This window comes from Kitasatospora sp. NPDC097643, from assembly GCF_040302625.1.
In the GTDB taxonomy this organism is placed as follows: Bacteria; Actinomycetota; Actinomycetes; order Streptomycetales; family Streptomycetaceae; genus Kitasatospora.
Genome location: NZ_JBEOSA010000009.1, coordinates 133,669 through 155,635 on the forward strand (window position 1 = coordinate 133,669; position 21,967 = coordinate 155,635).

Annotated in this window: 20 protein-coding genes; 12 read left to right on the forward strand and 8 right to left on the reverse strand. The window is 74.1% G+C overall.

Going from position 1 to position 21,967, the window contains the following annotated elements; translation table 11 throughout:
- Nucleotides 1-78: 78 nt before the first annotated feature.
- Genes ABTY15_RS09140 through ABTY15_RS09150 form a run of 3 tightly spaced genes read right to left on the reverse strand, consistent with a single transcriptional unit; the run spans nt 79 to nt 3,016 of the window.
- Nucleotides 79-1,008 (reverse strand): ABC transporter ATP-binding protein, encoded by a 930-nt coding sequence (locus tag ABTY15_RS09140; RefSeq protein ID WP_350578563.1) that lies wholly within the window; start codon nt 1,006-1,008, stop codon nt 79-81.
- Nucleotides 1,008-2,042, reverse strand: a complete 1,035-nt coding sequence (locus tag ABTY15_RS09145; protein ID WP_350578566.1) for a FecCD family ABC transporter permease — start codon at nt 2,040-2,042, stop codon at nt 1,008-1,010. Before ABTY15_RS09145 ends, ABTY15_RS09140 begins: the two co-directional genes overlap by 1 nt.
- Complete coding sequence (locus ABTY15_RS09150; protein ID WP_350578569.1) at nt 2,039-3,016, reverse strand: FecCD family ABC transporter permease; 978 nt, start codon at nt 3,014-3,016, stop codon at nt 2,039-2,041. Before ABTY15_RS09150 ends, ABTY15_RS09145 begins: the two co-directional genes overlap by 4 nt.
- Before the next feature lie 266 nt (nt 3,017-3,282).
- Here ABTY15_RS09150 and ABTY15_RS09155 point away from each other — a divergent pair, with 266 nt between their 5' ends.
- From ABTY15_RS09155 to ABTY15_RS09190, 8 genes are all read left to right on the forward strand, one after another.
- Entirely contained in the window at nt 3,283-4,143 is an 861-nt protein-coding gene (locus tag ABTY15_RS09155; protein WP_350578571.1) for a (2Fe-2S)-binding protein, read from the forward strand.
- Nucleotides 4,144-4,232: 89 nt separating this feature from the next.
- Nucleotides 4,233-4,634 carry a VOC family protein gene (locus ABTY15_RS09160; RefSeq protein WP_350578574.1) on the forward strand — a complete coding sequence of 134 codons (402 nt, stop codon included), beginning with the start codon at nt 4,233-4,235 and terminating at the stop codon, nt 4,632-4,634.
- An 85-nt stretch (nt 4,635-4,719) separates the two neighbouring features.
- Nucleotides 4,720-5,478 (forward strand): dienelactone hydrolase family protein, encoded by a 759-nt coding sequence (locus ABTY15_RS09165; RefSeq protein ID WP_350578577.1) that lies wholly within the window; start codon nt 4,720-4,722, stop codon nt 5,476-5,478.
- 339 nt (nt 5,479-5,817) lie between these two features.
- Nucleotides 5,818-6,786: an alpha/beta fold hydrolase gene (locus ABTY15_RS09170; RefSeq protein WP_350578580.1), complete on the forward strand. Its 969-nt coding sequence runs from the start codon at nt 5,818-5,820 to the stop codon at nt 6,784-6,786.
- A gap of 271 nt (nt 6,787-7,057) precedes the next feature.
- Complete coding sequence (locus ABTY15_RS09175; RefSeq protein WP_350578583.1) at nt 7,058-9,250, forward strand: serine/threonine-protein kinase; 2,193 nt, start codon at nt 7,058-7,060, stop codon at nt 9,248-9,250.
- Nucleotides 9,247-9,537 (forward strand): glutaredoxin domain-containing protein, encoded by a 291-nt coding sequence (locus ABTY15_RS09180; RefSeq protein ID WP_350578584.1) that lies wholly within the window; start codon nt 9,247-9,249, stop codon nt 9,535-9,537. The genes ABTY15_RS09175 and ABTY15_RS09180 overlap by 4 nt, the downstream gene beginning before the upstream one ends.
- Before the next feature lie 114 nt (nt 9,538-9,651).
- Nucleotides 9,652-10,302, forward strand: a complete 651-nt coding sequence (locus ABTY15_RS09185) for a GNAT family N-acetyltransferase (protein WP_350578586.1) — start codon at nt 9,652-9,654, stop codon at nt 10,300-10,302.
- 506 nt (nt 10,303-10,808) lie between these two features.
- A complete protein-coding gene (locus tag ABTY15_RS09190) occupies nt 10,809-12,449 on the forward strand; it encodes a M4 family metallopeptidase (RefSeq protein ID WP_350578589.1) in 1,641 nt (546 codons plus the stop codon).
- Between the two features lie 219 nt (nt 12,450-12,668).
- On the opposite strand, the gene ABTY15_RS09195 is transcribed toward ABTY15_RS09190, so the two are convergent.
- Together ABTY15_RS09195 and ABTY15_RS09200 are read right to left on the reverse strand one after the other, a co-directional pair.
- A complete protein-coding gene (locus ABTY15_RS09195; RefSeq protein ID WP_350578592.1) occupies nt 12,669-13,061 on the reverse strand; it encodes a VOC family protein in 393 nt (130 codons plus the stop codon).
- A gap of 106 nt (nt 13,062-13,167) precedes the next feature.
- On the reverse strand, nt 13,168-13,605 hold the full coding sequence (locus tag ABTY15_RS09200; RefSeq protein ID WP_350578595.1) for a winged helix-turn-helix transcriptional regulator: 438 nt from the start codon (nt 13,603-13,605) through the stop codon (nt 13,168-13,170).
- A gap of 122 nt (nt 13,606-13,727) precedes the next feature.
- Here ABTY15_RS09200 and ABTY15_RS09205 point away from each other — a divergent pair, with 122 nt between their 5' ends.
- The gene (locus tag ABTY15_RS09205; protein ID WP_350578602.1) at nt 13,728-14,387 is read left to right on the forward strand and encodes an NADPH-dependent F420 reductase; all 660 of its coding nucleotides are present in this window, start codon (nt 13,728-13,730) and stop codon (nt 14,385-14,387) included.
- 79 nt (nt 14,388-14,466) lie between these two features.
- Here ABTY15_RS09205 and ABTY15_RS09210 read toward each other — a convergent pair whose 3' ends face one another.
- Together ABTY15_RS09210 and ABTY15_RS09215 are read right to left on the reverse strand one after the other, a co-directional pair.
- Nucleotides 14,467-15,744 carry an MFS transporter gene (locus tag ABTY15_RS09210; RefSeq protein WP_350578605.1) on the reverse strand — a complete coding sequence of 426 codons (1,278 nt, stop codon included), beginning with the start codon at nt 15,742-15,744 and terminating at the stop codon, nt 14,467-14,469.
- A gap of 263 nt (nt 15,745-16,007) precedes the next feature.
- Nucleotides 16,008-16,787 (reverse strand): MerR family transcriptional regulator, encoded by a 780-nt coding sequence (locus tag ABTY15_RS09215; protein WP_350578608.1) that lies wholly within the window; start codon nt 16,785-16,787, stop codon nt 16,008-16,010.
- Nucleotides 16,788-16,951: 164 nt separating this feature from the next.
- On the opposite strand from ABTY15_RS09215, the gene ABTY15_RS09220 reads away from it, so the two are divergent.
- Genes ABTY15_RS09220 through ABTY15_RS09230 form a run of 3 tightly spaced genes read left to right on the forward strand, consistent with a single transcriptional unit; the run spans nt 16,952 to nt 20,522 of the window.
- Nucleotides 16,952-18,640, forward strand: a complete 1,689-nt coding sequence (locus tag ABTY15_RS09220) for a flavin-containing monooxygenase (RefSeq protein WP_350578611.1) — start codon at nt 16,952-16,954, stop codon at nt 18,638-18,640.
- Nucleotides 18,637-19,614: an alpha/beta fold hydrolase gene (locus ABTY15_RS09225; RefSeq protein ID WP_350578614.1), complete on the forward strand. Its 978-nt coding sequence runs from the start codon at nt 18,637-18,639 to the stop codon at nt 19,612-19,614. Before ABTY15_RS09220 ends, ABTY15_RS09225 begins: the two co-directional genes overlap by 4 nt.
- On the forward strand, nt 19,611-20,522 hold the full coding sequence (locus tag ABTY15_RS09230) for an SDR family oxidoreductase (RefSeq protein WP_350578617.1): 912 nt from the start codon (nt 19,611-19,613) through the stop codon (nt 20,520-20,522). The genes ABTY15_RS09225 and ABTY15_RS09230 overlap by 4 nt, the downstream gene beginning before the upstream one ends.
- A gap of 86 nt (nt 20,523-20,608) precedes the next feature.
- On the opposite strand, the gene ABTY15_RS09235 is transcribed toward ABTY15_RS09230, so the two are convergent.
- Nucleotides 20,609-21,964: an aminotransferase-like domain-containing protein gene (locus tag ABTY15_RS09235; protein WP_350578620.1), complete on the reverse strand. Its 1,356-nt coding sequence runs from the start codon at nt 21,962-21,964 to the stop codon at nt 20,609-20,611.
- Between the last annotated feature and the right edge of the window lie 3 nt (nt 21,965-21,967).

Genomic DNA, 21,967 nt, shown 5'->3' on the forward strand with positions numbered 1-21,967 from the left:
TGCATCGGGGACGAACGGGGACAGCAGGCGTGGGACGAACGGGAGACGAGCAGGAGTGGGGAGTTCAGGACAGGAGGATCAGCGCGCGGCCCGGCTCCGGGCGCGGGGCACGACCAGCGGCGTGCCGGTCTCCGGGTCGGGCACCACCCGGCACGGCACCTGGAAGACGCGCTCGACCAGCTCGGCGGTGAGGACGTCGGACGGCGCCCCGGCGGCGGCCAGCCGACCGTCCTTGAGTACCACCAGGTGGTCGGCGTACCGGGCGGCCTGCCCGAGGTCGTGCAGCACCATGACGACGGTGCGCCCGGCCTCGGCGTGCAGGTCGGCGACCAGGTCGAGGACGTCCAGCTGGTGGCGCAGGTCGAGGAAGGTGGTCGGCTCGTCGAGCAGCAGCAGCTCGGTGTCCTGGGCGAGCGCGAGCGCGATCCAGGCGCGCTGGCGCTGCCCGCCGGAGAGCCGGTCGACCTGCTGGTCGCGCAGTTCGGCCGTGCCGGTGCGGGCGAGCGCGTCCTCGACGGCGGCCTGGTCGGCCTTGGACCACGGGCTGAGCATCCGCTGGTGCGGGTACCGGCCGAGCCGCACCAGCGCCTCGACGGTGATCCCCTCGGGGGTGACGGGCTGCTGCGGCAGCAGTCCCATCCGCTTGGCGAGCGCCCGGGCGGGCATCCGGTGGATGTCGGAGCCGTCCAGGGTCACGGTGCCGGCGGCCGGGTCGAGCAGCCGGACGAGCCCGCGCAGCAGGGTGGACTTGCCGCAGGCGTTCGGTCCGACGATCGCGGTGACGGCGCCGCCGGGCAGTTCGAGGTCGAGCCCGTCGACGACCGTCCGGTCGCCGTAGCGCAGCCCGAGCCCGTGCGCGGCGAGCCGGTTGGCGGGCCGGTCCCCGGGCCGGTCCCCAGACGTGTCAGCGGCAGCGGCATCGGCAGCGCCAGCGGCCGCGTCGACTGACGCCAGGTCGCCGGACGCCGCGTCGCCGGACGCCAGGTCGTCGGTGGCGGGTGTGGTCATCAGCTGCTCCTCTGGGGAAGCCGGCCCTGGCGGATCATCAGCACCAGGAGCCAGGGCGCGCCGAGGGTGGCGGTGACGGCACCGACCGGCAGGCCGTGGACGGGGATCACGTGGAGCACGAGGAGGTCGGCGGAGAGCAGCAGCACGGCGCCGGTGAGCGCGGTGAGCCCGAGCGTGCCGAGGGTGGGCGGCCCGGCGAGCAGCCGGACCAGGTGCGGGACGGCGAGCGCGACGAACGCGACCGGGCCGGTGAGGGCGGCGGCCAGCGAGGCGAGGGTGATGCCGAGCAGCAGCAGCCAGAGCCGGTCCCGGCCGGGGGTGAGGCCGAGGCCGCCGGCGGAGTCGTCGCCGAGGTCGAGGACGGCGACCCGGCGCTGGCAGAGCGCGACGGCGCCAGCGGTGAGCGCGATGGCGGTGCCGCCGATCGTCACCTCGGTCCAGGTGCGGCCGTACAGCGAGCCGGTGGTCCACTGCATCGCGGAGGAGGCGAGTTCGGCCGGGAACCGTACGATCATCAGGTTCACGGCGGCGGCCAGGCCCTGCTGCACCGCCAGGCCGACCAGCACCAGCCGGGTGACGGCCATCTTCGAGCGCCAGGCGAAACCGCCGAGCAGCAGCGCCGCGAGCAGTCCGCCGCCGAGTGCGGCGAGCGGGATCAGCTGCGCCGAGGCGCCGGTGGCGAGCATCAGCACCGCGCCGAACGAGGCACCGCCGGTGACACCGATGGTATCGGGGGAGGCCAGCGGGTTGCGGAAGAGCCGCTGGAGCATGGAGCCGGCCATCGCCAGCCCGGCGCCCGCGATCAGCGCCGACACCACGCGCGGTGCCCGGAACTGCTGCACCACCAGGACGTTCCCGGGCTCGCCCTGCCCGGCGAGGGCGCGCAGCGCGTCCCACGCGGAGATCCGGACCTGCCCGGTGCCGAGCGCGACGCCGGTCAGCAGGACGAGCAGGGCGGCGGCCAGCAGCGACCAGGCCGCGGTGCGGGTGCGACGGCGGGCGAAGCTGCCCGCGGACATGACGAGCGCGCTCATCGGGCCACCCTCCGCGCCAGCACCGCGAGCAGCGGCGCGCCGAGGAAGGCGGTGACGATGCCGACCTCGATCTCGGAGGGCCGGACGACCAGCCGACCGAGCACGTCGGCGGCGAGCAGCAACAGCGGACCGGCGATCAGACAGCCGGGCAGCAGCCAGCGGTGGTCGTTGCCGAGCAGCGGGCGGACCAGGTGCGGGGCCGCCAGTCCGATGAACGCCACCGGTCCGCACACGGCGACCGCGCTGCCCGCGAGCAGGACGACGACGAGTCCGCCGGCGGTCCGGATCCGGGCCACCGGGACGCCCAGCGACTGGGCGGTCTCGTCGCCGAGCGCCAGCGCGTTGAGGGCGGGTGCGATCGCGAACGCGCCGAGCAGGCCGACGGCCAGGAACGGCAGCACGGGCAGGAGGGTGTCCAGGTGACGCCCGGCAATCGAGCCGGCCAGCCAGAACCGGGCCTCGTCCAGCGTGCGGTGACTGGCCAGCATCAGTGCGGAGGTCCACGAGGTGAGCACCACGCTGAGCACGGTGCCGGCGAGTGCGAGCCGGACCGGGTCCAGGTCGCCGGCGCGCCGGGACATCGCGTACACCGCGACGGCGGCGACGGCCGCGCCGAGGAAGGCGAACCAGACGTACTCGGCGGGGCGGGTGAGGTCCAGTGCGTAGATCGCGGCGACCACGGCGAGGCTCGCACCGTGGTTGATGCCGAGGGTGATGGGGGAGGCCAGCGGGTTGCGGGTGATGCCCTGGGCGACCGCCCCGGCGACGCCGAGCGCCGCCCCGACCGCCAGCCCGATCACCGTGCGCGGCACGCGCAGGCCCGTCACCACGTCGGCGTCACCGCCGTGGACGGCACCGGTCAGGGCGTCGATCACGGTGGACAGCGGGATGGATCGGGAGCCGAGCGCGAGGCTCAGCGCGGCGCACAGCGCGAGTGCGCACACGCCCGTGGCCAGCAGCAACGGCCGCTGCACCGCACGGGATCGCGGTGTCGCGGGGGCCGTGGCGGGGGCCGTGGCGTCCGGTGGATCGGTTCTCAACACGAGTCGACATCTTAGGTTAGCTTTGCCTAACTTCGTCAACCTTGGGGTGTTCGACCGATTTCCGAACGCCCTGGATGTGTCCCCGGATTGCCCTGGGAGCGCCCCTGTCGCGCCCCGGGCGTGCGCCGGGCGTGCTGAAGAACTGTAAGGTGAGCCTCACCTTATTCGATCACGCGGAGTTGATCTAGGGAGTACCGATGACCCCCGGCACACCCCTGCCCGTCGCGCCGCCCGGTGCCGCGCCGTCCGCCCCTGCCCTGCACGGCGACTACCGGCGCCTGCGCGAGCTCTGCCCGGTCCTGAACCTGCGCCTGATCGAGGACGCCGAACCGGGCCCCGCAGTCGCCGAGCGCGCCCCCGCGACCTCCGAGCCCGCCCCCGCAGCCGCCGACGGCTGGTACTCCGGAGCCGAACTCGCCACCGACGCCCGGGCCCTGGCCGCCGCCCTGGCCGGCGAGGAGGAGCGCATCGCCGCCGAACACGGCCGCGCCCCCCGCCCGCACGTCACCGCCTCCCGCCTGCTCCACCACTACGTCTGGTCGGCCTGCCTGCTGATCGCCGGCCCCTGGCACCTCGCCCGGCGGGTCCCCCTCGTCGACCCCGCCGACCTCTGGCTGCACGCCCCCACCGGCGACCTCGCGCTGCGCCCGCGCGGCCACGTCACCCGCCCCGGCGACGACGAACTGCGCGCCGAACTGCGCGCCGCCGTGGTCGCCCACGTCGAACCGGTGCTCGCCGCCTTCGCCGCCCCCACCCGGCGCCGGGACCGCGCCCTCTGGGGCATGGTGACGGACGACCTGGCCTCCGCCGTCTGGTACCTCGGCCGGATGCTCGGCCGGGAGGGCGCGGCGGTCGCCGCCGCCGGCGCGCTGCTGCCCGGTGGCACCCTCCCGCTCCCCGGCGCCGCCGACTTCCGCCGACTGCGCACCCCCGACGGCCGCGACCACCCCACCCGCACCCGGCTCGGCTGCTGCCTCTACTACGCCGTCAAGCCCGAGGCGCAGGCCTGCATCACCTGCCCGCGCACCACCGACGAGCAACGCCTGCAACGGTTCTGACGCCCTGTCGGTCGCCGCTCACCTCCGTGCACCCGGCCCTTCCGTGCAGGGACGGTTCGTTGTCAGTGGTGTCCGCTACGCTCGCGAGCATGATCGATTCGACGATGCGGGTGCGGATCGCCCGCCCCTCACGGGACCTCGCGGCGGCCGAGCGCTTCTACGTCGGCGGCCTGGGGCTCGACGTGCTGTGGCGCACCACCGAGCGGGTCTCCGGCGAGCACGACCTGCTGATGGTCGGTCCGCCCGGTGGCGCCTGGCACTTCGAGCTCACCCACGACCCGGAACACCCGCTGGAACCCACCCCGACGGTGGACGACCTGTTCGTCGTCTACCTCGGTGCGCCCGTGGACGACGCCCTCGTCGCCCGGCTGGAGGCCGCCGGCGGCACCCGGGTTGCCGCGCACAACCCCTACTGGGACGAGCACGGCGTCGTCGTGGCCGACCCGGACGGTTACCAACTGGCGCTCTGCTCCCGTAGTTGGGGAGCCTGACCGGTCGGGCGGCCGGGAAAATGCCGTGCCCGACGTCCGGTCCACCCGTTACCCTGCGCGCGAACCCGAAGGAGGGCCCTCACTTATGACCGTGCGCGGAACCACCGTGGACATCACGACGGCCGACGGCATCGCCGACGCCTACCTCGCCCACCCCGACGACGGGCGGGCCCACCCCGCCGTCATCCTCTACATGGACGCCTTCGGGGTCCGGCCCCACCTCCGGGCCATGGCCGACCGGATCGCCGCGGCCGGATACACCGTCCTGCTCCCCAACTCCTACTACCGGCACGGCCGCACGCCGGTCGTCGAGCTGCCGGAGCGGCTCGACCCGGACAACGACCCCTCGATCTTCGAGAAGCTCGGCCCGCTGCTCCAGACCCTCACCCCCGAGGTGACCACCCGCGACGCGGACGCCTACCTGCGCTGGCTCGCAGAGTCCCCGCTGGTCGAGGACGGCCCGGTCGGCATCACCGGCTACTGCCGCGGCGCCGTCCTCGCGCTGCGCACCGCCGCCAGCCACCCGGACCGGGTCGCCGCCGCGGCCGGGTTCCACGGCGGCGAGCTCGCCAGCGAGCGCCCGGACAGCCCGCACCTGGGCGCCCACCGGATCACCGCCGAGCTGTACTTCGGCCACGCCGACGAGGACCCGTCGATGCCGCCCGAGCAGATGGCCCGGCTGACCGAGGCCCTCACCGCCGCCGGCGTCCGCCACCGCGCGGAGGTCTACCAGGGGGCCTGGCACGGTTACACCCAGGCCGACACCACCCGCTACGACGCGGCCGGCGACGCACGCCACTGGGAGGCGCTGCTCGACCTGCTGAAGCGGACCCTCCCGGCCTGACCGCGGTCGGCGGGCCCCCGGGTCCGCCGACGGTCCGTCGGACCGCGGTCCGTACGTGCGGATCCGTCATCTCCTGTTGTTCACCGTCTGGTTACGCAACGGTCGGTGAGCGTTGGAGATCCCGTGTCGGCGGGCGGCCGGGGTCTGGTACCTGTCGACGGGCGAACGCCGTGTGATCGACGGGCGAACGACGACGAACGGGGGAGGGCCGGACCGACGGGCCGGTCCTCAGGGGGCGCCGGGGGGCGCCCGGAAGCAGTGGCAGCGGTGCACAGCGACCCGCGTCACCCGGCACCGAAGACCGGGACCACGCGGGCGGAACCAGGGGGGGGACCGAACGTGCAGGACACTCAGCACAACCAGAGCAACCAGGACATCCACTACATCCAGAACATCCAGAACATCCAGAGCACGAAGAGCGCACGGAGGGCGCAGGTCCTGCGGGAGACCCAGGCGGCCCTCGCGGCGGCGCTGGCGGAGGGCGTCCCGGGCGGGGTGCGGCCCGGCGAACTGGACTGCGACGGACGGACGTTGCGCTGGCTGGAGGCCGGGCGGCCCGACGGTCCGCCGGTGGTCCTGCTGGCCGGCAGCGGCACCTCGTCGCTGACCTGGGCCCCCGTGCTGCCCGAACTCGCCGCCCACCGGCGGGTCGTGGCGTACGACCGGGCCGGGCTCGGCGCGAGCGACCCCGCCCGGACGCCCGGCCCGACCCTCGAAGCCCAGACCGGCGACCTGGCCGCCCTGGTGGAACACCTCGACGCCGGACCGGCCCTGCTCGTCGGCCACAGCTGGGGCGGACTGCTCGCCCAACTCCTCGCCTGGCAGCGGCCGGAGTTGGTCGCCGGCCTGGTGCTGGTGGACCCGGCGCACGAGGAGTTCCAGCCACCGGCCGCCCGCGCCGCCGAGGCCGTCCTGCTGCGGCTGTGGCTGGTCAGGAGCGCGCTGGCACCCGCCGCGCTCGGCGCCAGGGGAGTGCACGCCCGGGCCGCGGCGGCCGTCGCCGCCCACCGCCACCAGCGGCGCACCGCCCTGGACGAGAACCGTCTGATGACCTCCGCCGTCCCCGAGATCCGGCGGCGCCGCTCGGCCGGGCGGCTGCCCGACGTCCCGGTGACCGTCCTGAGCGCGACCGACGGCCTGCCCAGGGTCATGCGCCGGCGCTGGACGATCCTGCAGTCGCGCGTCGCGGCGGGCGCCACTCGCGGTTCGCACATCGAGGTGCGCGGAGCCGGGCACGCCGTCCACGCCGACGACCCCCGGGCCGTCACCTCGGCCGTCCTGGAGGTCGCCGAGCACGCTGTCCGATAGGCCGGCCGGATGGGCCTGTCGGATGGGCCGGCCCGGTAGGCCGGCCCGCTACGGCGGTCCGACAGGCTGCTCGTCAGCCCGCTACGGCGGTCCGACAGGCCGCACGACACGCCGTCGAGCCTTCGGCCCAGGGTTTCGCCCGACGGGCCGAAGGCGCCCGGCTCGACCGCACAACCCCAGCTCGGACAGCGGGTGCTGAGCCTTCGACACCCTCTGGCACACTGTGTGCCGACGGCCCACTGGGGAGGGCCATGACACATGGGGGCGGGGCATGAGGGGTCCGGGCACCGTGCTCGGTGGGCGGTACGCGCTGACCGAGCGGATCGGCGGTGGCGGCATGGGGGCCGTCTGGCGGGCCGATGACACGGTGCTCGCCCGGCAGGTGGCCGTCAAGATCCTGCACTCGGCGCTGTTCGAGGACGACACCTTCGTCCAGCGGTTCCGGCGCGAGGCCCAGCTCGTCGCGGCGATCGACCACCCCGGCATCGTGGACGTCCACGACTACGGCGAGAGCGGCGGGGACGGGGACGAGGACCGTTGCGCCTACATCGTCATGGAGCTGATCGACGGCCGCCCGCTGGACCGGGTGCTCGCCGCCGACGGTCCGCTGCCGCCCGACCGCGCCCTCGCCGTGGTCGCGGCCGCCCTGGACGCCCTGCACGCCGCCCACCAGCGGGACATCGTGCACCGGGACCTCAAGCCGTCCAACCTGATGTTGCGCGCCGACGGCCGGGTGACCGTCACGGACTTCGGCATCGCCCGGGCGATCGCCAGCACCAAGATCACCGCCTCGCACGCGATCATCGGCACCGCGCTCTACATGGCGCCCGAGCAGGCCGAGGGCGAGGCCACCGGGCCGTCCTCCGACCTCTACTCGATCGGTGTGGTCTGCTACGAACTGCTCACCGGGCGGCCGCCGTTCGTCGGTGAGGGGGTGCTGGAGGTCGCGCTCAAGCACGTTCGCCAGCCGGTGCCGGAGCTGGCCGAAACGTTTCCGCGGGCGGTGCGGGACGTGGTCGCCAGAGCCCTGGCGAAGCGGCCCGAGGACCGGTTCGCGGACGCCGCCGCGATGGCGGCCGCGGCCCGGGCGGCGATCGGGGCCGAAGCGGACGAGCCGGACGTGGCGGACGTGGCTGACGGCGCCGCAGCAGACGAGGCCGCCCCAGCGGGTGGGGCCGAGGCCGGTGGGCCCGTGGCGAGCGCTGCCGAGGCCGGAGCGGTGGTCGCCGCGAAGGCGGTGAGCGCCGGGGTGGCCGACAGCCGGACCATCGACCTCAAGGCGGCGGCCGACATGCAGGAGCCCGTGGCCGCCAAGGTACCCGCGCAAATGGCTCCGGCCCCGGTGCCCGCCCCGGCGCCCGCCGCCGAGGAGGCCCCGGACCGCCCCGCCCCGGACGAGGTCGCGAAGGTGGAGCCGCAGCCGGTGACCGAAGCGGGCCGGCGCCGCTCGCGCCGCACGCTGCTGGTGCCCGTCGTCATCCCCGTGGTCATCTCGCTCGGCACCGCGACGGTCCTGCTGGTCGACCGGGGTTCCGGCGGAGCGGACACGGCCGTGCCGCCCGCCGCCCAGTCGACCGTGGTGGTGACGGCCCCGGCGACCCCGTCCGGCGGCTCCGCCCCGGCGACGCCCTCGACGGCGCCGCCGACCACCCCGGCGCCGATTGACACCCCGAGCGCGACGCCCACCGCCGGCCAGCCCCCGGCCGTCCCGAACCAGCCGAACCAGCCGGGCCTGCCCGTCCCGCCCCCCGGGCAGGGCGGGAACGGCGCGGCGGCGGGCGGCACCGGAGCCTCGGCGGGCCGGGGCACCGGCACGGGTTCGGCCGCCGGCGGCGCCGCCGCCACCGGCGGGAGCGCGGGCGGTGGCCAGACGAGCGGTCAGGCGGGCGCGGCGGGCGGCGGAGTCGCTGGTGGAGCGGGTGGCGCCGCCAACCAGCCGGGCGGCTCCAACCCCAACCCGCCGCAGCCCCCGGCCCAGACCACCTCCACCGGCTCGGCCGCGGGCACCGGCTCCCCGTCCGGCGGCGGCAACCCGCCGGCCCCGCAGGCCCCGACCCGCCCCGCCTCCTGCGGCGGCACCAGCTGGACCACCGTCGTCAGCGTGAAGGACGGCCGCCCGATCGGGATGGCCCACGACAACCTGAACGGCGACAACCCGATCGTGGTCGGCGGCGCCGCCCAGTACGGCTGGGTGCGCTCGACCGACCCGGGCGCCTGGACCCTGCTCAACGCCTGCAACAACGGTGGCCCGCTGCTCGTCCAGACCATGGACGGCAAGGTCACCCTCAACGGCGGCTTCAGCTTCCTGACCCGCTGGACGGTGCGCAACGGTTCGACGCAGGGTTCCTACACGCTGGCCGACTACCAGAACCAGAGCTGCATGACCAACAACGGCCCGGGCGCCGAGGTCACCATGGTCACCTGCACCCCGGGCAACCAGGCCCAGGAGTGGCGGTTCCAGTGACGGCTCCCGACGGGGTCGTCCTCTACTGGCGCCCGCTGTGCACGTACTGCATGAGACTGCGGCTCGGGCTGCTGTTCACCCGCCTGCGCTACGGCCGGCACTTCACCATGGTGAACATCTGGAAGGACCCGGACGCCGCCGCGTTCGTCCGCTCGGTGGCGGACGGGAACGAGACCGTGCCGACGGTCACCGTCGCCGGACGGCCGATGGTGAACCCGTCGCGCCGCCAACTGCTCGCCGCCGTCCGCGAGTACGCGCCGCAGGCCCTGCCCGGGCGTACCCGCTGAGGGGCCGCCGGAAAACCCCGCGACAGACCGGGAGCGCTCTGCCAGGCTGCCGTCGTCGTCATGGGGTCGAGCACGGACCCGCGACGGAGTGGATCGCGGCGCGAAGGGAGCACGGTGGAGTCGGAACGCGGGGTGCCACTGCTCGAACGGCCACTGCTGGAGGGTGAGTTCGTCCGTCTGGAGCCGCTGGGCCACCACCACGTGGCAGGCCTCGCGGCTGCCGCGGCGGAGGACCGCGCCTCCTACGGTTACACCTGGGTGCCCCCGGCGGACGGGATGGACGCCTACGTCGATGCCCAACTGGCCCGTACCGCCGGGGGGTTGTTGTCACCGTACGCGCAGGTCCACCGGGCGTCCGGGCGGGTGGTCGGGGCGACGGCCTTCTGGGATCCGCGCCGGGAGCCGCAGGACGGCCCGCTGTTCGCGATCGAGGTGGGGTTCACGTGGCTCGCGGCCTCCGCGCAGGGTACGGGCGTGAACCTGGAGGCCAAGTACCTGCTGTTCCGGCACGCCTTCGAGCAGTGGGGCGTGGCGCGGTTGGACCTCAAGACTGATGCCCGCAACGCCCGTTCGCGGGCGGCGATCGAGAAGACCGGTGCCCGGTTCGAAGGGGTGCTGCGGAACTGGTCGCGTTCTTGGGCGCCGGGAGAGGAGGGGTGCCTGCGGGATTCTGCGATCTTCTCGATCACGGCGCAGGAGTGGCCGGACTGCCGGGCGGGGATGGAGCGGCGGCTGGCCGGGATTCGGGAGCGCCGGAGGGCTTGAGGTCCGTCCGGATTCCGGCACTACGCCCTAGCAGACGTCCCGTCAGGGGACAAGGGCGGCAGGTGGCGGGACCTCGCCAAGCGGATGTGAAGGCTCCGTATGGAAGTTCTACAGACGTGTAAAGGTCGGCCACGACCCATTCGGGCCCGGGCTCGGCGTGTGCGCCTGGCGGGCGGTTGGGCGTTGCGGCTGGCGGCGGCCTGTGGTTCGGGTAGGAACTCTCGTTTCGTCGAGGTGAAATGCCCTGATTTGCCCGCCTGTTCGGCGGGTCGGGCGCGCTGGCGGGACCTGGCCAATCACTGAAGTAGACCTGTCAATTCACCTGTTGGATTGTCATGCTTCTTGGCATCCCCCAACGGCAGCCGCCACCCCCACCCTTGACGGCCTGCCGCTCGACCGCACGGGGATTCAGCACGTCAGCGCCCGTTCCGCCCCACAGGTGCCGACCCGGCCCCCGGGACGTGGCGTGACCGCGCTCACACGCGGTTTCCCGGAAGGACTCGTACGTGAAGCGAAAGCTCGCAGCCGTCGCCGTGCTCTCGGCCACGACCCTGCTGACCGGTGTGATCCAGGTGAGCGGCACCGCCGCCCAGGCCAGTCCGGCCCCGGCGCTCCAGGCGCAGGCCGCCGGGCAGCACGCCGCCGTCCTCGCCGTCGCCGACGGCCAGTCCGGCCCGCTCGCCCAGGCGCTCGCCCTCGGCGAGCAGGAGCGGCTGGTCGCCAAGGACGCCGTGGTGGACCAGGACGGCACCCGCCACCTGCGTTTCGAGCGCACCTTCGCCGGACTCCCGGTGCTCGGCGGCGACCTGGTGGTGCACCAGAAGGCCGACGGCTCCGTCAAGGCGGTGAACAAGGCCGTCGGCACCCGGCTCAGCCTGCCGAGCCCGACCCCGCGGATCCCCGCCGACAAGGCCGCCGAGGACGCCGCCGGAGCCGTCCGGGCCACCGTCGGCGTGACCCTCGACGCCGACGAGTCCCCGCTGGCCGACGTCCACCGGACCGGGGCCGCCGAGCTGGTGGTCTGGGCGACCGACGGCAACCCGCGCCTGGCGTACCGGACCACGGTGGAGGGCGTGCGCGCCGACGGCACCCCCAGCAGCCAGGTGCTGGTCACCGACGCGGCTAACGGCGCGGTGCTGTCCACCCACGAGAAGGTGAAGACCGCCGCCGGCACCGGCAAGGGCGTCTTCGTCGGCCAGGTCCCGCTGACCACCACCCAGAGCGGCTCGACCTTCGCCCTGAAGGACGCCTCCCGCGGCGGCCAGTCCACCACCGACATGAAGAACGGCACCTCCGGCGGTGGCTCGCTGTTCGCCAACCGGTCCAACAGCTTCGGCGACGGCACCGTCGGCAACCGCGAATCCGCCGCCGTGGACGCCCAGTTCGGCGCCGCGACCACTTGGGACTTCTACAAGAGCACGTTCGGCCGCAACGGCATCCGCAACGACGGCGTCGGCGCCACCAGCCGGGTCCACTACGGCAGCAACTACGTCAACGCGTTCTGGAACGACGACTGCTTCTGCATGACCTACGGCGACGGCTCCGGCAACACCCACCCGCTCACCGAGCTCGACGTGGCCGGCCACGAGATGACGCACGGCGTCACCGCCGCGACCGCCAACCTCAACTACTCGGGTGAGTCCGGTGGCCTCAACGAGGCCACCTCGGACATCTTCGGCACCATGGTCGAGTTCTACGCCAATCTGCCCTCCAACCCGCCGAACTACTGGCTCGGCGAGCTGATCAACCTGCGCGGCGACGGCAAGCCGCTGCGCTACCTGGACCAGCCGAGCCGGGACGGCAAGTCCGCCGACTACTGGTCGGCCGAGGTGGGCGACCAGGACGTGCACTTCTCCTCCGGCGTGGCCAACCACTTCTTCTACCTGCTCGCCGAGGGCAGCGGCGCCAAGACCATCAACGGCTTCGACTACGACAGCCCGACGTACGACGGCTCGACGCTCACCGGCATCGGCCGCGACAAGGCCGCGCAGATCTGGTACCGCGCGCTGACCGTCTACTTCACCTCCACCACCGACTACGCGGGCGCCCGCACCGGCACCCTCAGCGCGGCGGCGGACCTGTACGGCGCGGACAGCGCCGAGTACAACGCGGTCGCGGCCGCGTGGACGGCGGTCAACGTCAACTGACCCACCGGCCTCAGGGGCCGGGACCGCTGGGCCCGGCCTCTGAGGCCGTCCGAGGAGGGCCTGCCGGACCGTGGGTGCCGGGCGGCAGGGCCGGGCGGCGGGGGCGGCGGTGCGCGGACCACCGCCGCCCCCGCCGCAGCCGTGACCGCAGGTCCGCGGCGGGTCTGCGGCAAGTTCAGGGCAGGTCCGCGGCAGGTTCAGGGCATCTTCAGAGCAGGTTCACGGCAAGTCCTGGGCGACCTCCCACACATGCCCGGACGGGTCGGCGAACGCCGCCGTCCGCCGGCCCCACGGCTGGTCCACCGGCCCGTTCAGCAGCTTCACCCCGTGCTCGGCCAGCCTGGCGCAGACCGCCTCCACGTCCGCCACCTTGACGGTCAGCAGCGCCCGCACCCCCGTGCCGGGCGCGGCGACCGGCGCGGGCGCGACCAGCCCGGGCGCCTGGTCCGCCACGAGCAGGTTGAGCAGCAGGTTCCGCAGCCGTACGACCGCCGAGTCGGCGTCCTCGTGGACCACCGGCAGGCCGAAGACCTCCTGGTAGAACGCCTTCGCGGCGGGCACGTCCGCCACGAAGAGGGTGATGACCTCGACCTCGTCCAACTCCCCGATCACGCGCCCGTCCCTTCGCCGATGTGTGCTTGCCGCCGTGCCTGCCGTTATGTGTGCGCCCCCCGTGGTGGCGGCAACAACGAGCATGGCACGCACCACTGACAATCCATCAGGCAGAAGCCCGGTCGAAGCGGTCCTGGGCCGCGAGGACGGCATCGCCGTGGGTGGCGGCCCAGGCGCCGAGGGCGCGGATCGGGGCGAGCAGGGCGGCGCCCGCCTCGGTCAGGGCGTAGTCGACCCGGGGCGGGGCCTCGGCGTAGCGGTGGCGTTCGACCAGGCCGTTGTACTCCAGCCGTCGCAGCGCCTCGTTGAGCACCTTCGAGCTGATCCCGCCGATCCGGGTCAGCATCGCTCGCGGGCGCATCGGGCCCTGCTCGCCGAGGATGTACACCACCACGCTGTCCCACCGGTTGGCGAGGACGTCGAAGGCGAGGCGGGCACGGCAGTCGGCGGCGTACCGGCCTCCGCCGAGGTCGTCGGTCTCGTCCTCGGGGGCGGTCGTGGGGGAGGCGTCGAGCGTGGCGTTCAGGGCGACTTCGGCTTCCATGGGGACATCCTGCCCCGCCCGATGCCTACCGCGCGGTGCGCATCGATCCGAATAGCGTCCGGGGCACGGCAGTTCGCCGTCGACCTCGGTCGTGTTCGTCGAGCGTGAGGAGTGGATGGATCATGCGGATCGGCATTCTCGGTACGGGCGCCATGGCGGCGGCCCTGGGCGGGGCCTGGGCCCGGGCCGGGCACGAGGTACTGGTCGGCGGGCGTGACACCGCCGCGGCGGCCCGGCTCGCCGCCGCGCTGGGGGCGGCGGGCAGCGGCGGACCGGCGGACGCGGCGCGGTTCGGCGAGGCCGTCCTGGTCGCCCTGCCCGCCGACGCGGCGGTGTCGGCCGTCGAGCCGTTGGCGGCCGAACTGGCCGGGCGAACCCTGCTGGACTGCACCGTGCCGATGGCCCCGGGTGCGGCCGGACCGGTGCTGACCACGGCGGGGGCGGACGACTCCGTCGCCCGGCGCCTGGCCGAGGCGGCGCCGCAGGCCCGGGTGGCCAAGGTGTTCGGGATCTGCCACGAGAGCATCTGGACGCTGCCCCGGCCGGCCTTCGAGGGTGCGCCGCTCGCCGTCCCGTTCTGCGCGGACGACCCGGGGGCCGCCACCCAGGTCACCGAACTGGTCACCTCGATGGGGTGCACGCCCGTCCCCTGCGGCGGCCTCGACCGGGCCGCCGTGCTGGAGGCGACCGCCGTGTACGCGATCGGCGTCTGGTGGTCCGGCGGCGAGGCCCGCCACGCCTTCCCGACCCCGGCGCTGGCGCCCGGGGCGGCGGACGACTGACCTCGCCTGTCGCCGCCCGACCTCGCCTGACCTTGCCGCGGAGCCGTCCGGGGTGCCCAGCCGGGCCGGTCCGACGTGCTCAGCAGGACTGCGCGGGGGCGGCGTCGCGCGGACTGCCGGCTGCCTCCGACAGCGCTGTCGCGGGCAGTCCGGAGGTGGCTGGTGCGCGACGACGGTAGCGCTGCTCGGTCGCGGTGAAGGCGGCGAGCAGCAGCGCGGCCGCCGCCGCGCCGACCGTGATCGCGAACGGCGCGGCGGGCGCGAAGTGCGCGGTTGCCCAGCCGCCCAGGAAGGTGCCGGCCGACTGGGCCAGGATCAGCGCGCTGACCAGCGCCGCCATCGCCTCGCCCAGTCGGACGGCCGGGACCGTCCGCTCGACCAGCCCGAACATCGTGATCATCTGCGGCGCGACCGCCACCCCCAGGAAGCCGACGGCGGCGGTCAGCGTCCACAGGTTCCCGCCGGAGAAGAGCAGGACGCAGGACGCGACGAACAGCAGCACCGTGCCGGCCCGGAGCCGGGACGGCAGCTCCCACCGCGCGGGCAGGCCGGCGGCGGCGACCCCGGCGAAGGCGCTGGTGAAGCCGATGAACCCGTACAGCAGACCGGCCGCGCCCGGCCGGCCGAGGCTCTCCGTGGTCGCGGTGACCCCGACCTGCACCGAGCCGAAGCAGGCGCCCAGCAGCGCCATACCGAGCATCAGCAGGACGTACGGGGTGTTCAACAGGTGTTCGGTGGAGCGGGCGTGGGACTTCGGGACGCCGGGGGACGCGGTCGGGTGCAGCGCGAACAGCGTCGCGCAGACGCCGGACAGCGCGGCTGCCGTCAGCAGCCCGGCCGCGGGGGAGGCCAGGGTGGCGAGGACGCCGACCAGGGCCGGGCCGGCGGTGAAGCTGACCTCGTCCACGATCCCGTCCAGCGACAGCATGGAGGACGTCAACTCGGCGTCCCCGGCGGCCAGTCGGACCCAGCGGCTGCGTGACAGCGGTCCGACCAGCGGGACGGACAGGCCGATGAGTGCGGCGGGCGCGATCTGCCAGCCGAGCGGCAGCCCGCGCTGTGAGGCGGCCACCAGGGCCACCAGGGCTGTCGCGTTGACCAGGGCCGCGACCAGGCCGACCGTGCGCTGGCCGCGGCGGTCCGCCAGCCGGCCGACCAGCGGCCCGCCGATCGCCTGGCCGCCCGCCAGGGCTCCGGCCACCAGGGAGCCGCGCCACACGCTGTCGGTGTTCCGGCTGACCAGGAGCAGTGTGCCGATCGGACTCATCGCGTTGGGCAGGCGGCCCAGCAGTGACCACAGCAGCACCCGGCCACCGGTCAGCTGTGCCGCCGTACGGAACTTCACGACCACGGACATCGGTACGACCCCACACGGAGCCGGCCCGGGCGCCCGCCTCCCGTCACCGGCCCGACCAGGCGACAGCGACCCGCGGGTGAGCCTCGACCGTAGGGGCGCGACGGGACCTCGGGTAACCGTCCGATCACCCATCGGAGTGGGTGGGGGTGCGGGGGTGGGGTTGGAGGAGTGGACAAACAGATGTCAGATGACAGATTTCAACATCTGTCATCTGACATCTGTTAGCCGTTATCTGTCGGCTGTCATCTGACGCCTGACGCCCGTCACTCTTCGGTGCCGCCGTTCTCCCGTCGCTGGCGCATGAGCGCGTCGTACTCGGCGTGCACCCGGCGGTCCATCGCGAGGGCGAACTGGGCGTCCACGACCGTGCGGGCCAACGGCCGTACCCGCAGGACGCGTTCGGTGAGCCGGGCGGCCTCGCCCGGTGGCAGTGGGGTGTCGGCGGCGAGGGCGCCGAGCAGGTGCTCGCGGGTCAGGTCGATGAAGAGCTCCGCGATGGCGTCCACGTGCTCCTGGGTGCGCCGGCTGGTCTCCAGCACCACGGACAGCGGTACGCCCTCCGCGACGAGCGCGGTGGTGGCGTCCATCAGGCGGCGGCTGATGTGGGTGATCCCGTCCTCGTCGATGGTGATGTAGCCCTGGGCGATCGACTCGGCGGTGTTCTCCTCGGTGAGTTGGTCCCCGAACGCGGCCACCAGCTGGTCCCAGTCCAGGCGCACCGGGGTCTCGTCCGACCAGGGTGCGACGATCGCCGCCTCCAGTCCGATCAGCTCCGCGACGTCCCGACCGCTCTCGCCGGCGCCGATCAGCTCGGCGATGCCGCCCAGGGTGTGGCCGCGCTCCAGCAGCTCGCCGATCATCCGCAGCCGGGCCAGGTGCTCCTCGCCGTACCAGGCGATCCGGCCCTCCTTGCGGGGCGGCTGGAGCAGCTTGCGTTCACGGTAGAAGCGCAGCGTCCGGGTGGTGATGCCGGCCGCTTCGGCCAGTTCCTCCACCCGGTACTCGCGTTTTCTGTCGCCCGCAGCAGCTCTGACCTTGTCCACGGCGATCAGCATAGGTCCGTGGTCGGCGGGGGTTCCCCGAATCGGGTGGTCGCGCTTCTTCCATCCGTTGTCAGCAAGGGCTACCCTGCCAATCATGCCAGTGATTACTGGCGTGATCGGCCGGAAGTGCGAAGACCCCCGCCCCATCCCCAGGAGGAGGCCGCATGGCATCCAGCAGCAAGCGCCCCCGCTCCGGCACGTCCGGCGCACCGGGCGCACCCGGCGAGGCCCGTGCGACCGGCGGGTCCGCAGCGACCGACGCGTCTGCCGTGGCCGTCGTGGCCGACGCGACCGCAGCGACGGACGAAGCCGACGGGTCCGTGGCGGACCGGGCCGTCCCGCACGTCCGGGTGGCGGTGATCGGCTCCGGTTTCGGTGGCCTCGGGGCCGCGGTCCGGCTGCGCCGGGCCGGGATCACCGACTTCGTCGTCCTGGAGCGCGCGGACTCGGTCGGCGGCACCTGGCGCGACAACAGCTACCCCGGTTGTGCCTGCGACGTGCCCTCGCACCTCTACTCCTTCTCCTTCGCGCCCAACCCCGAGTGGCCGCGCAGCTTCTCCGGCCAGCCGGACATCCGTGCCTACCTGGAGAAGGTCGCCACCGTCTTCGGCCTCCGCCCGCACCTGCGCTTCAACACCGAGGTTCTGGAAGCACGTTGGGAGAGTGAGCAGACCCGCTGGCGGATCACCACCTCGGCCGGGCAGTGGACCGCCGACGCCATCGTCTCCGCCGCCGGACCGCTCGCCGACCCGCAGATCCCCGACCTGCCCGGGCTGAACACCTTCCCCGGCAAGGTGTTCCACTCCTCCCGCTGGGACCACGACTACGACCTGACCGGCAAGCGCGTCGCGATGGTCGGCACCGGCGCCTCCGCCGCCCAGATCATTCCGTCGATCCAGCCGCAGGCCAGCAAGTTGACGGTCTTTCAGCGAACCCCGGCCTGGGTGCTGCCGCGCCGCGACCGCGAGATCAGCCAGCTCGAGAAGTGGCTGCACGACCGGCTCCCGATCACCGGGAAGATCCGCCGCGGCACGCTGTTCGCGCTGCGCGAGATCCAGGTCGACGCCTTCGTCCGCCGCCCCGGGCTGCTGCGTGTGGTGCAGCGACTCGCCGAACGCCACCTCGCCCAGGGCGTCGCTGACCCGGCCCTGCGCGCCAGGCTCACCCCGGACTACCGGATCGGCTGCAAGCGCATCCTGCTCAGCAACACGTACTACCCGGCCCTGGCCGCGGCCAACACCGAGGTCGTCTCCGCCGGCCTGCGCGAACTGCGCGGCTCCACCCTGGTCGCCGCCGACGGCAGCGAGCACGAGGTCGACGCCATCGTCTTCGGCACCGGCTTCCACGTCACCGACATGCCCATCGGCTCCCGGGTGTTCGGCGCCAACGGCACCAGCCTGGCCGAGGAGTGGAAGGACGGCATGGAGGCGCTGCGCGGCTCGACCGTGCACGGCTTCCCGAACCTGTTCTTCGTCATCGGCCCCAACACCGGCCTCGGCAACAGCTCGATGATCCTGATGATCGAGTCCCAGCTCAACTACGTGATCGACGCGCTCACCACGCTCGGCTCGATCGGCGCCACCGCGATGCAGCCGACCGTCCGCGCCCAGCGCCAGTGGAACCTCGAACTCCAGCACCGGATGGACCGCACCGTCTGGACCACCGGCGGCTGCCGCAGCTGGTACCTGGACCCGAGCGGCCGGAACACCGTGCTCTGGCCCGGTTCCACCAGCGCGTTCCGTCGCGCGACCCGCAAGGTCGACCTCGGCGAGTACGAGCTGATCATGCGTGCCCCGTCGGCCCGGGCCGACGCCGGGGCCGCCACCCCGACCGCCGAGGAGGTTTCCGGGTGAGCCGCCATCTGCCCGCCGACTACGTCCAGCCCACGCCCGTCGAGGAGTTGAGCGTCCGCTCGGCCGACGGGGTCCGGCTGCACGTCGAGATCCACGGTCAGCCCGGCGCGCCGACCGTGGTCCTCTCGCACGGCTGGACCTGCTCAACCCCCTTCTGGGCGCCGGTGATCCGCGAACTCGCCGACCGCTACCGGGTGGTGGCCTACGACCAGCGCGGCCACGGACGGAGCGAGATCCCACCGAGCCGCGCCCGGTACTCCACCCGGGCGCTCGCCGAGGACCTGTCCGCCGTGCTCGCCCGGACCGTCCCGGCGGGGGAGCGGGCCGTCCTGGCCGGTCACAGCATGGGTGGGATGACCATCATGGCCGCCGGCGGCCGCCCCGAGGTCGCCGAACGAACCGCCGCCGCCGTGCTGATCTCCACCGGTCCGGGTGAGCTGGTCGCCGAACTCGCCGTCCTGCCGGACGCGGTGCGGGCCCCGGGCCTGCGCCGCTTCCTGCACCGGCGGCTGCTGCGCTCCCGGTTGCCGCTCGGTCCGGTCTCGCCGGTCACCCGTGTCGCGCTCAAGTACGCCACCATGGGGCCGAGTTCGCCGGCGGGGCAGGTCGAGGCGACGGCCCGGATCGTGCACGCCTGTCCGACGGCCGTCCGCGCGCACTGGGCCGGTGTTCTCGACCGGCTGGACGTCCACGCCGGGCTCGCCCGGCTCGCCGCGCCCACCTCCGTCGTCGTCGGTACCGCCGACCGGCTGACCCCGCCGGTCCACGCGCACCGCATCGTCGCCGAACTGGCCGACCCCCAGGGACTGTTGATGCTGCCCGGGGTCGGTCACATGTCGCCGTTGGAGCGGCCCGCCGAGGTCGCCGCCGAGATCCACCGGATGGCCGTCGCGTACCTGTCCGACGCGCCCGCCCCCGCCCTCGCTCCCGTACCCGTCCCCGCCCCCGCTGACGAGAGGACCGCCGTCGCATGAACGCCATTCCACCGTTGTCCGCACAGGTCGTCGTCATCACCGGGGCCGCGCGCGGGGTCGGTGCGTCGCTCGCCCGCAAGCTTTCCGGGCGCGGGGCCAAGGTCGCCCTGCTGGGGCTGGAACCGGAGGAGCTCAAGGCCGTCGCGGCGCAGTGCGGCGCCGGCGCGACCAGCTGGGAGGTCGACGTCACCGACCTCGACGCGCTCACCGACGCCGCCCGCCGGATCAAGGACCACTACGGCCGGATCGACACCGTCGTCGCCAACGCCGGGATCGCCATCGGCGGTCCGCTGACGGACAGCGATCACCGGGCGTTCAGCCGGGTCATCGAGGTCAACCTGCTCGGCAGTGTCGCCACCGCGCGGGCCTTCCTGCCTGCGCTCACCGAGAGCCGCGGGTATCTGCTCCAGATCGCCTCGCTCGCGGCACTGACGCCCGCGCCGCTGATGAGCGCGTACTGCGCCAGCAAGTCCGGAGTGGAGGCGTTCGCCCACTCGCTCCGCGCCGAGGTCGCGTACCAGGGCGTCAAGGTGGGTGTCGGGTACCTGAGTTGGACCGACACCGACATGGTGCGCGGGGCGGACGAGGACACCGTGCTCCGGCAGATGCGCACCAGGCTGCCGTGGCCGGCCAACAAGACGTACCCGCTGGAGCCGGCGGTCGACCGGATCGTCGCCGGCATCGCCCGTCGCTCCGCGCACGTCTACGCCCAGGCCTGGCTGCGCGGCATGCAGCCGGTCCGCTGGATCCTGCCGAGCCTGATCGCGGCCGTGGGTTCCCGCGACGTGGCCCGGATCGCCCCCCAGCTCGCCGCCACCGCGGCCTCCCGTCTGCGTGCCGTCGGCGCCGGCGGAGCCGCCGACACGGCGGTGCGCGGTACCGGGAGCGGGAGCGGGGCGAACGCCTGACAGTCGACCGCTGACAGGTAGCAGCTGACAATCGACAGCGAACAGATAACAGATTTCGAAATCTGTTATCTGTTTGCTGTCATCTGTCACCCCAGCACCACCTCCGGCTCACCCCCCGCGATCCCCATGAGCGTCTCCAGCGCCCGACCCAGCACGGCCATCGACGGCGAGGCCAGTCCGACCCGGACGGCGGAGGGGGAGCGGCGCGGGTCGACGGCGAACGCCGCCGCCGGCGTGACGGCGATGCTGGCGCGCGCCGCGGCGGCGACGAAGGTCTCCGCCCGCCAGGGCGACGGCAACTCCCACCACAGGTAGTACGAACACGGGTCGGCCCGCACCCGCTGCCCCGTCAGGATTTCGCGGGCCAGCAGCTGGCGCGCCGTCGCGTCGGCACGCTTGGCGGTCGCCACGGCGGCGACCGTGCCGTCCCCGATCCAGCGCACGGCGGCCTCCAGCGCGAAACCGCCCGGCGCCCAGCCGCCCGAGCGCAGCGCCGCGGCCACCCGGTCGCGCAGCGGCGCGGGGGCCACCGCGAATCCGGTGGTCAGCCCGGGGGCGAGCCGCTTGGAGAGGCTGTCGACCAGGACGGTGCGCTCCGGTGCCAGGGCCGCCAGCGGGGTGAGCCCGGGGCGCAGGAAGGACCAGATCGCGTCCTCGACGGCCGGCAGGTCCAGGCGGCGCAGCTCCTGCGCCAGGGCCGCCGTCCGCTCGAACGGCAGGCTGCCGCCGAGCGGGTTCTGCAGCCGCGGCTGGAGGTAGACGGCGTGCAGCGGCGCGCTGCGCTGGGCGTGGGCGAGGGCGTCGGGCAGCACGCCCGACTCGTCCACCGCCAGCGGGACGAGCGTGATGCCCAGGCGCTGCGCGAGGGCCTTGACCACCGGGTAGGTGAGCGCCTCGACCCCCAGCCGGCGCCCGGGCGGCACCAGGGCGGCGAGCGCCGCCCCGAGGGCCTGGCGCCCGTTCCCGGCGAACAGCACGTCCTCGGCGGCCACGTCCCACCCGGCGGAGCCGTCGGACGCCAGCGCCGCGAAGGCCTGCCGTGCCGCGTCCGTCCCGGCGGCCCCGACCGGCCGCAGCGCGGCGCCCAGTGCGTCGGCCCGCAGCAGCGGGGCGAGTCCGCCGGCCAGCAGCGCGGACTGTTCGGGCACCACCGGATAGTTGAGCTCCAGGTCGACCGGCGCCCCGGTGGGCTCGGTCAGTGGCACGTGCGGGCCGCCGCCCGTGCCGGGGCCGGCGGCGGCCCGGACGAAGGTGCCGCGCCCGACCTCGCCGCTGGTGAGCCCGCGCCGGACCAGTTCCCGGTAGACACGCCCCGCTGTTGAGGGCGCGATGCCCCGGCTGCGGGCGAAGGCGCGCTGGGTGGGCAGTTGCTGGCCCGGTCGTAGTTGCCCGTCGGTGATGGCGGCGGCGATCTCGTCGGCGATCAGGCGGTAGTCGTCCATCGG

Coding starts and splice junctions, on each gene's coding strand:
- ABTY15_RS09140 (WP_350578563.1), bottom strand. CDS start 1,008: ATGACCACACCCGCCACCGACGACCTGGCGTCCGGCGACGCGGCGTCC.
- ABTY15_RS09145 (WP_350578566.1), bottom strand. CDS start 2,042: ATGAGCGCGCTCGTCATGTCCGCGGGCAGCTTCGCCCGCCGTCGCACC.
- ABTY15_RS09155 (WP_350578571.1), top strand. CDS start 3,283: ATGACCCCCGGCACACCCCTGCCCGTCGCGCCGCCCGGTGCCGCGCCG.
- ABTY15_RS09160 (WP_350578574.1), top strand. CDS start 4,233: ATGATCGATTCGACGATGCGGGTGCGGATCGCCCGCCCCTCACGGGAC.
- ABTY15_RS09165 (WP_350578577.1), top strand. CDS start 4,720: ATGACCGTGCGCGGAACCACCGTGGACATCACGACGGCCGACGGCATC.
- ABTY15_RS09175 (WP_350578583.1), top strand. CDS start 7,058: ATGAGGGGTCCGGGCACCGTGCTCGGTGGGCGGTACGCGCTGACCGAG.
- ABTY15_RS09200 (WP_350578595.1), bottom strand. CDS start 13,605: ATGGAAGCCGAAGTCGCCCTGAACGCCACGCTCGACGCCTCCCCCACG.
- ABTY15_RS09205 (WP_350578602.1), top strand. CDS start 13,728: ATGCGGATCGGCATTCTCGGTACGGGCGCCATGGCGGCGGCCCTGGGC.
- ABTY15_RS09210 (WP_350578605.1), bottom strand. CDS start 15,744: ATGTCCGTGGTCGTGAAGTTCCGTACGGCGGCACAGCTGACCGGTGGC.
- ABTY15_RS09220 (WP_350578611.1), top strand. CDS start 16,952: ATGGCATCCAGCAGCAAGCGCCCCCGCTCCGGCACGTCCGGCGCACCG.
- ABTY15_RS09230 (WP_350578617.1), top strand. CDS start 19,611: ATGAACGCCATTCCACCGTTGTCCGCACAGGTCGTCGTCATCACCGGG.
- ABTY15_RS09235 (WP_350578620.1), bottom strand. CDS start 21,964: ATGGACGACTACCGCCTGATCGCCGACGAGATCGCCGCCGCCATCACC.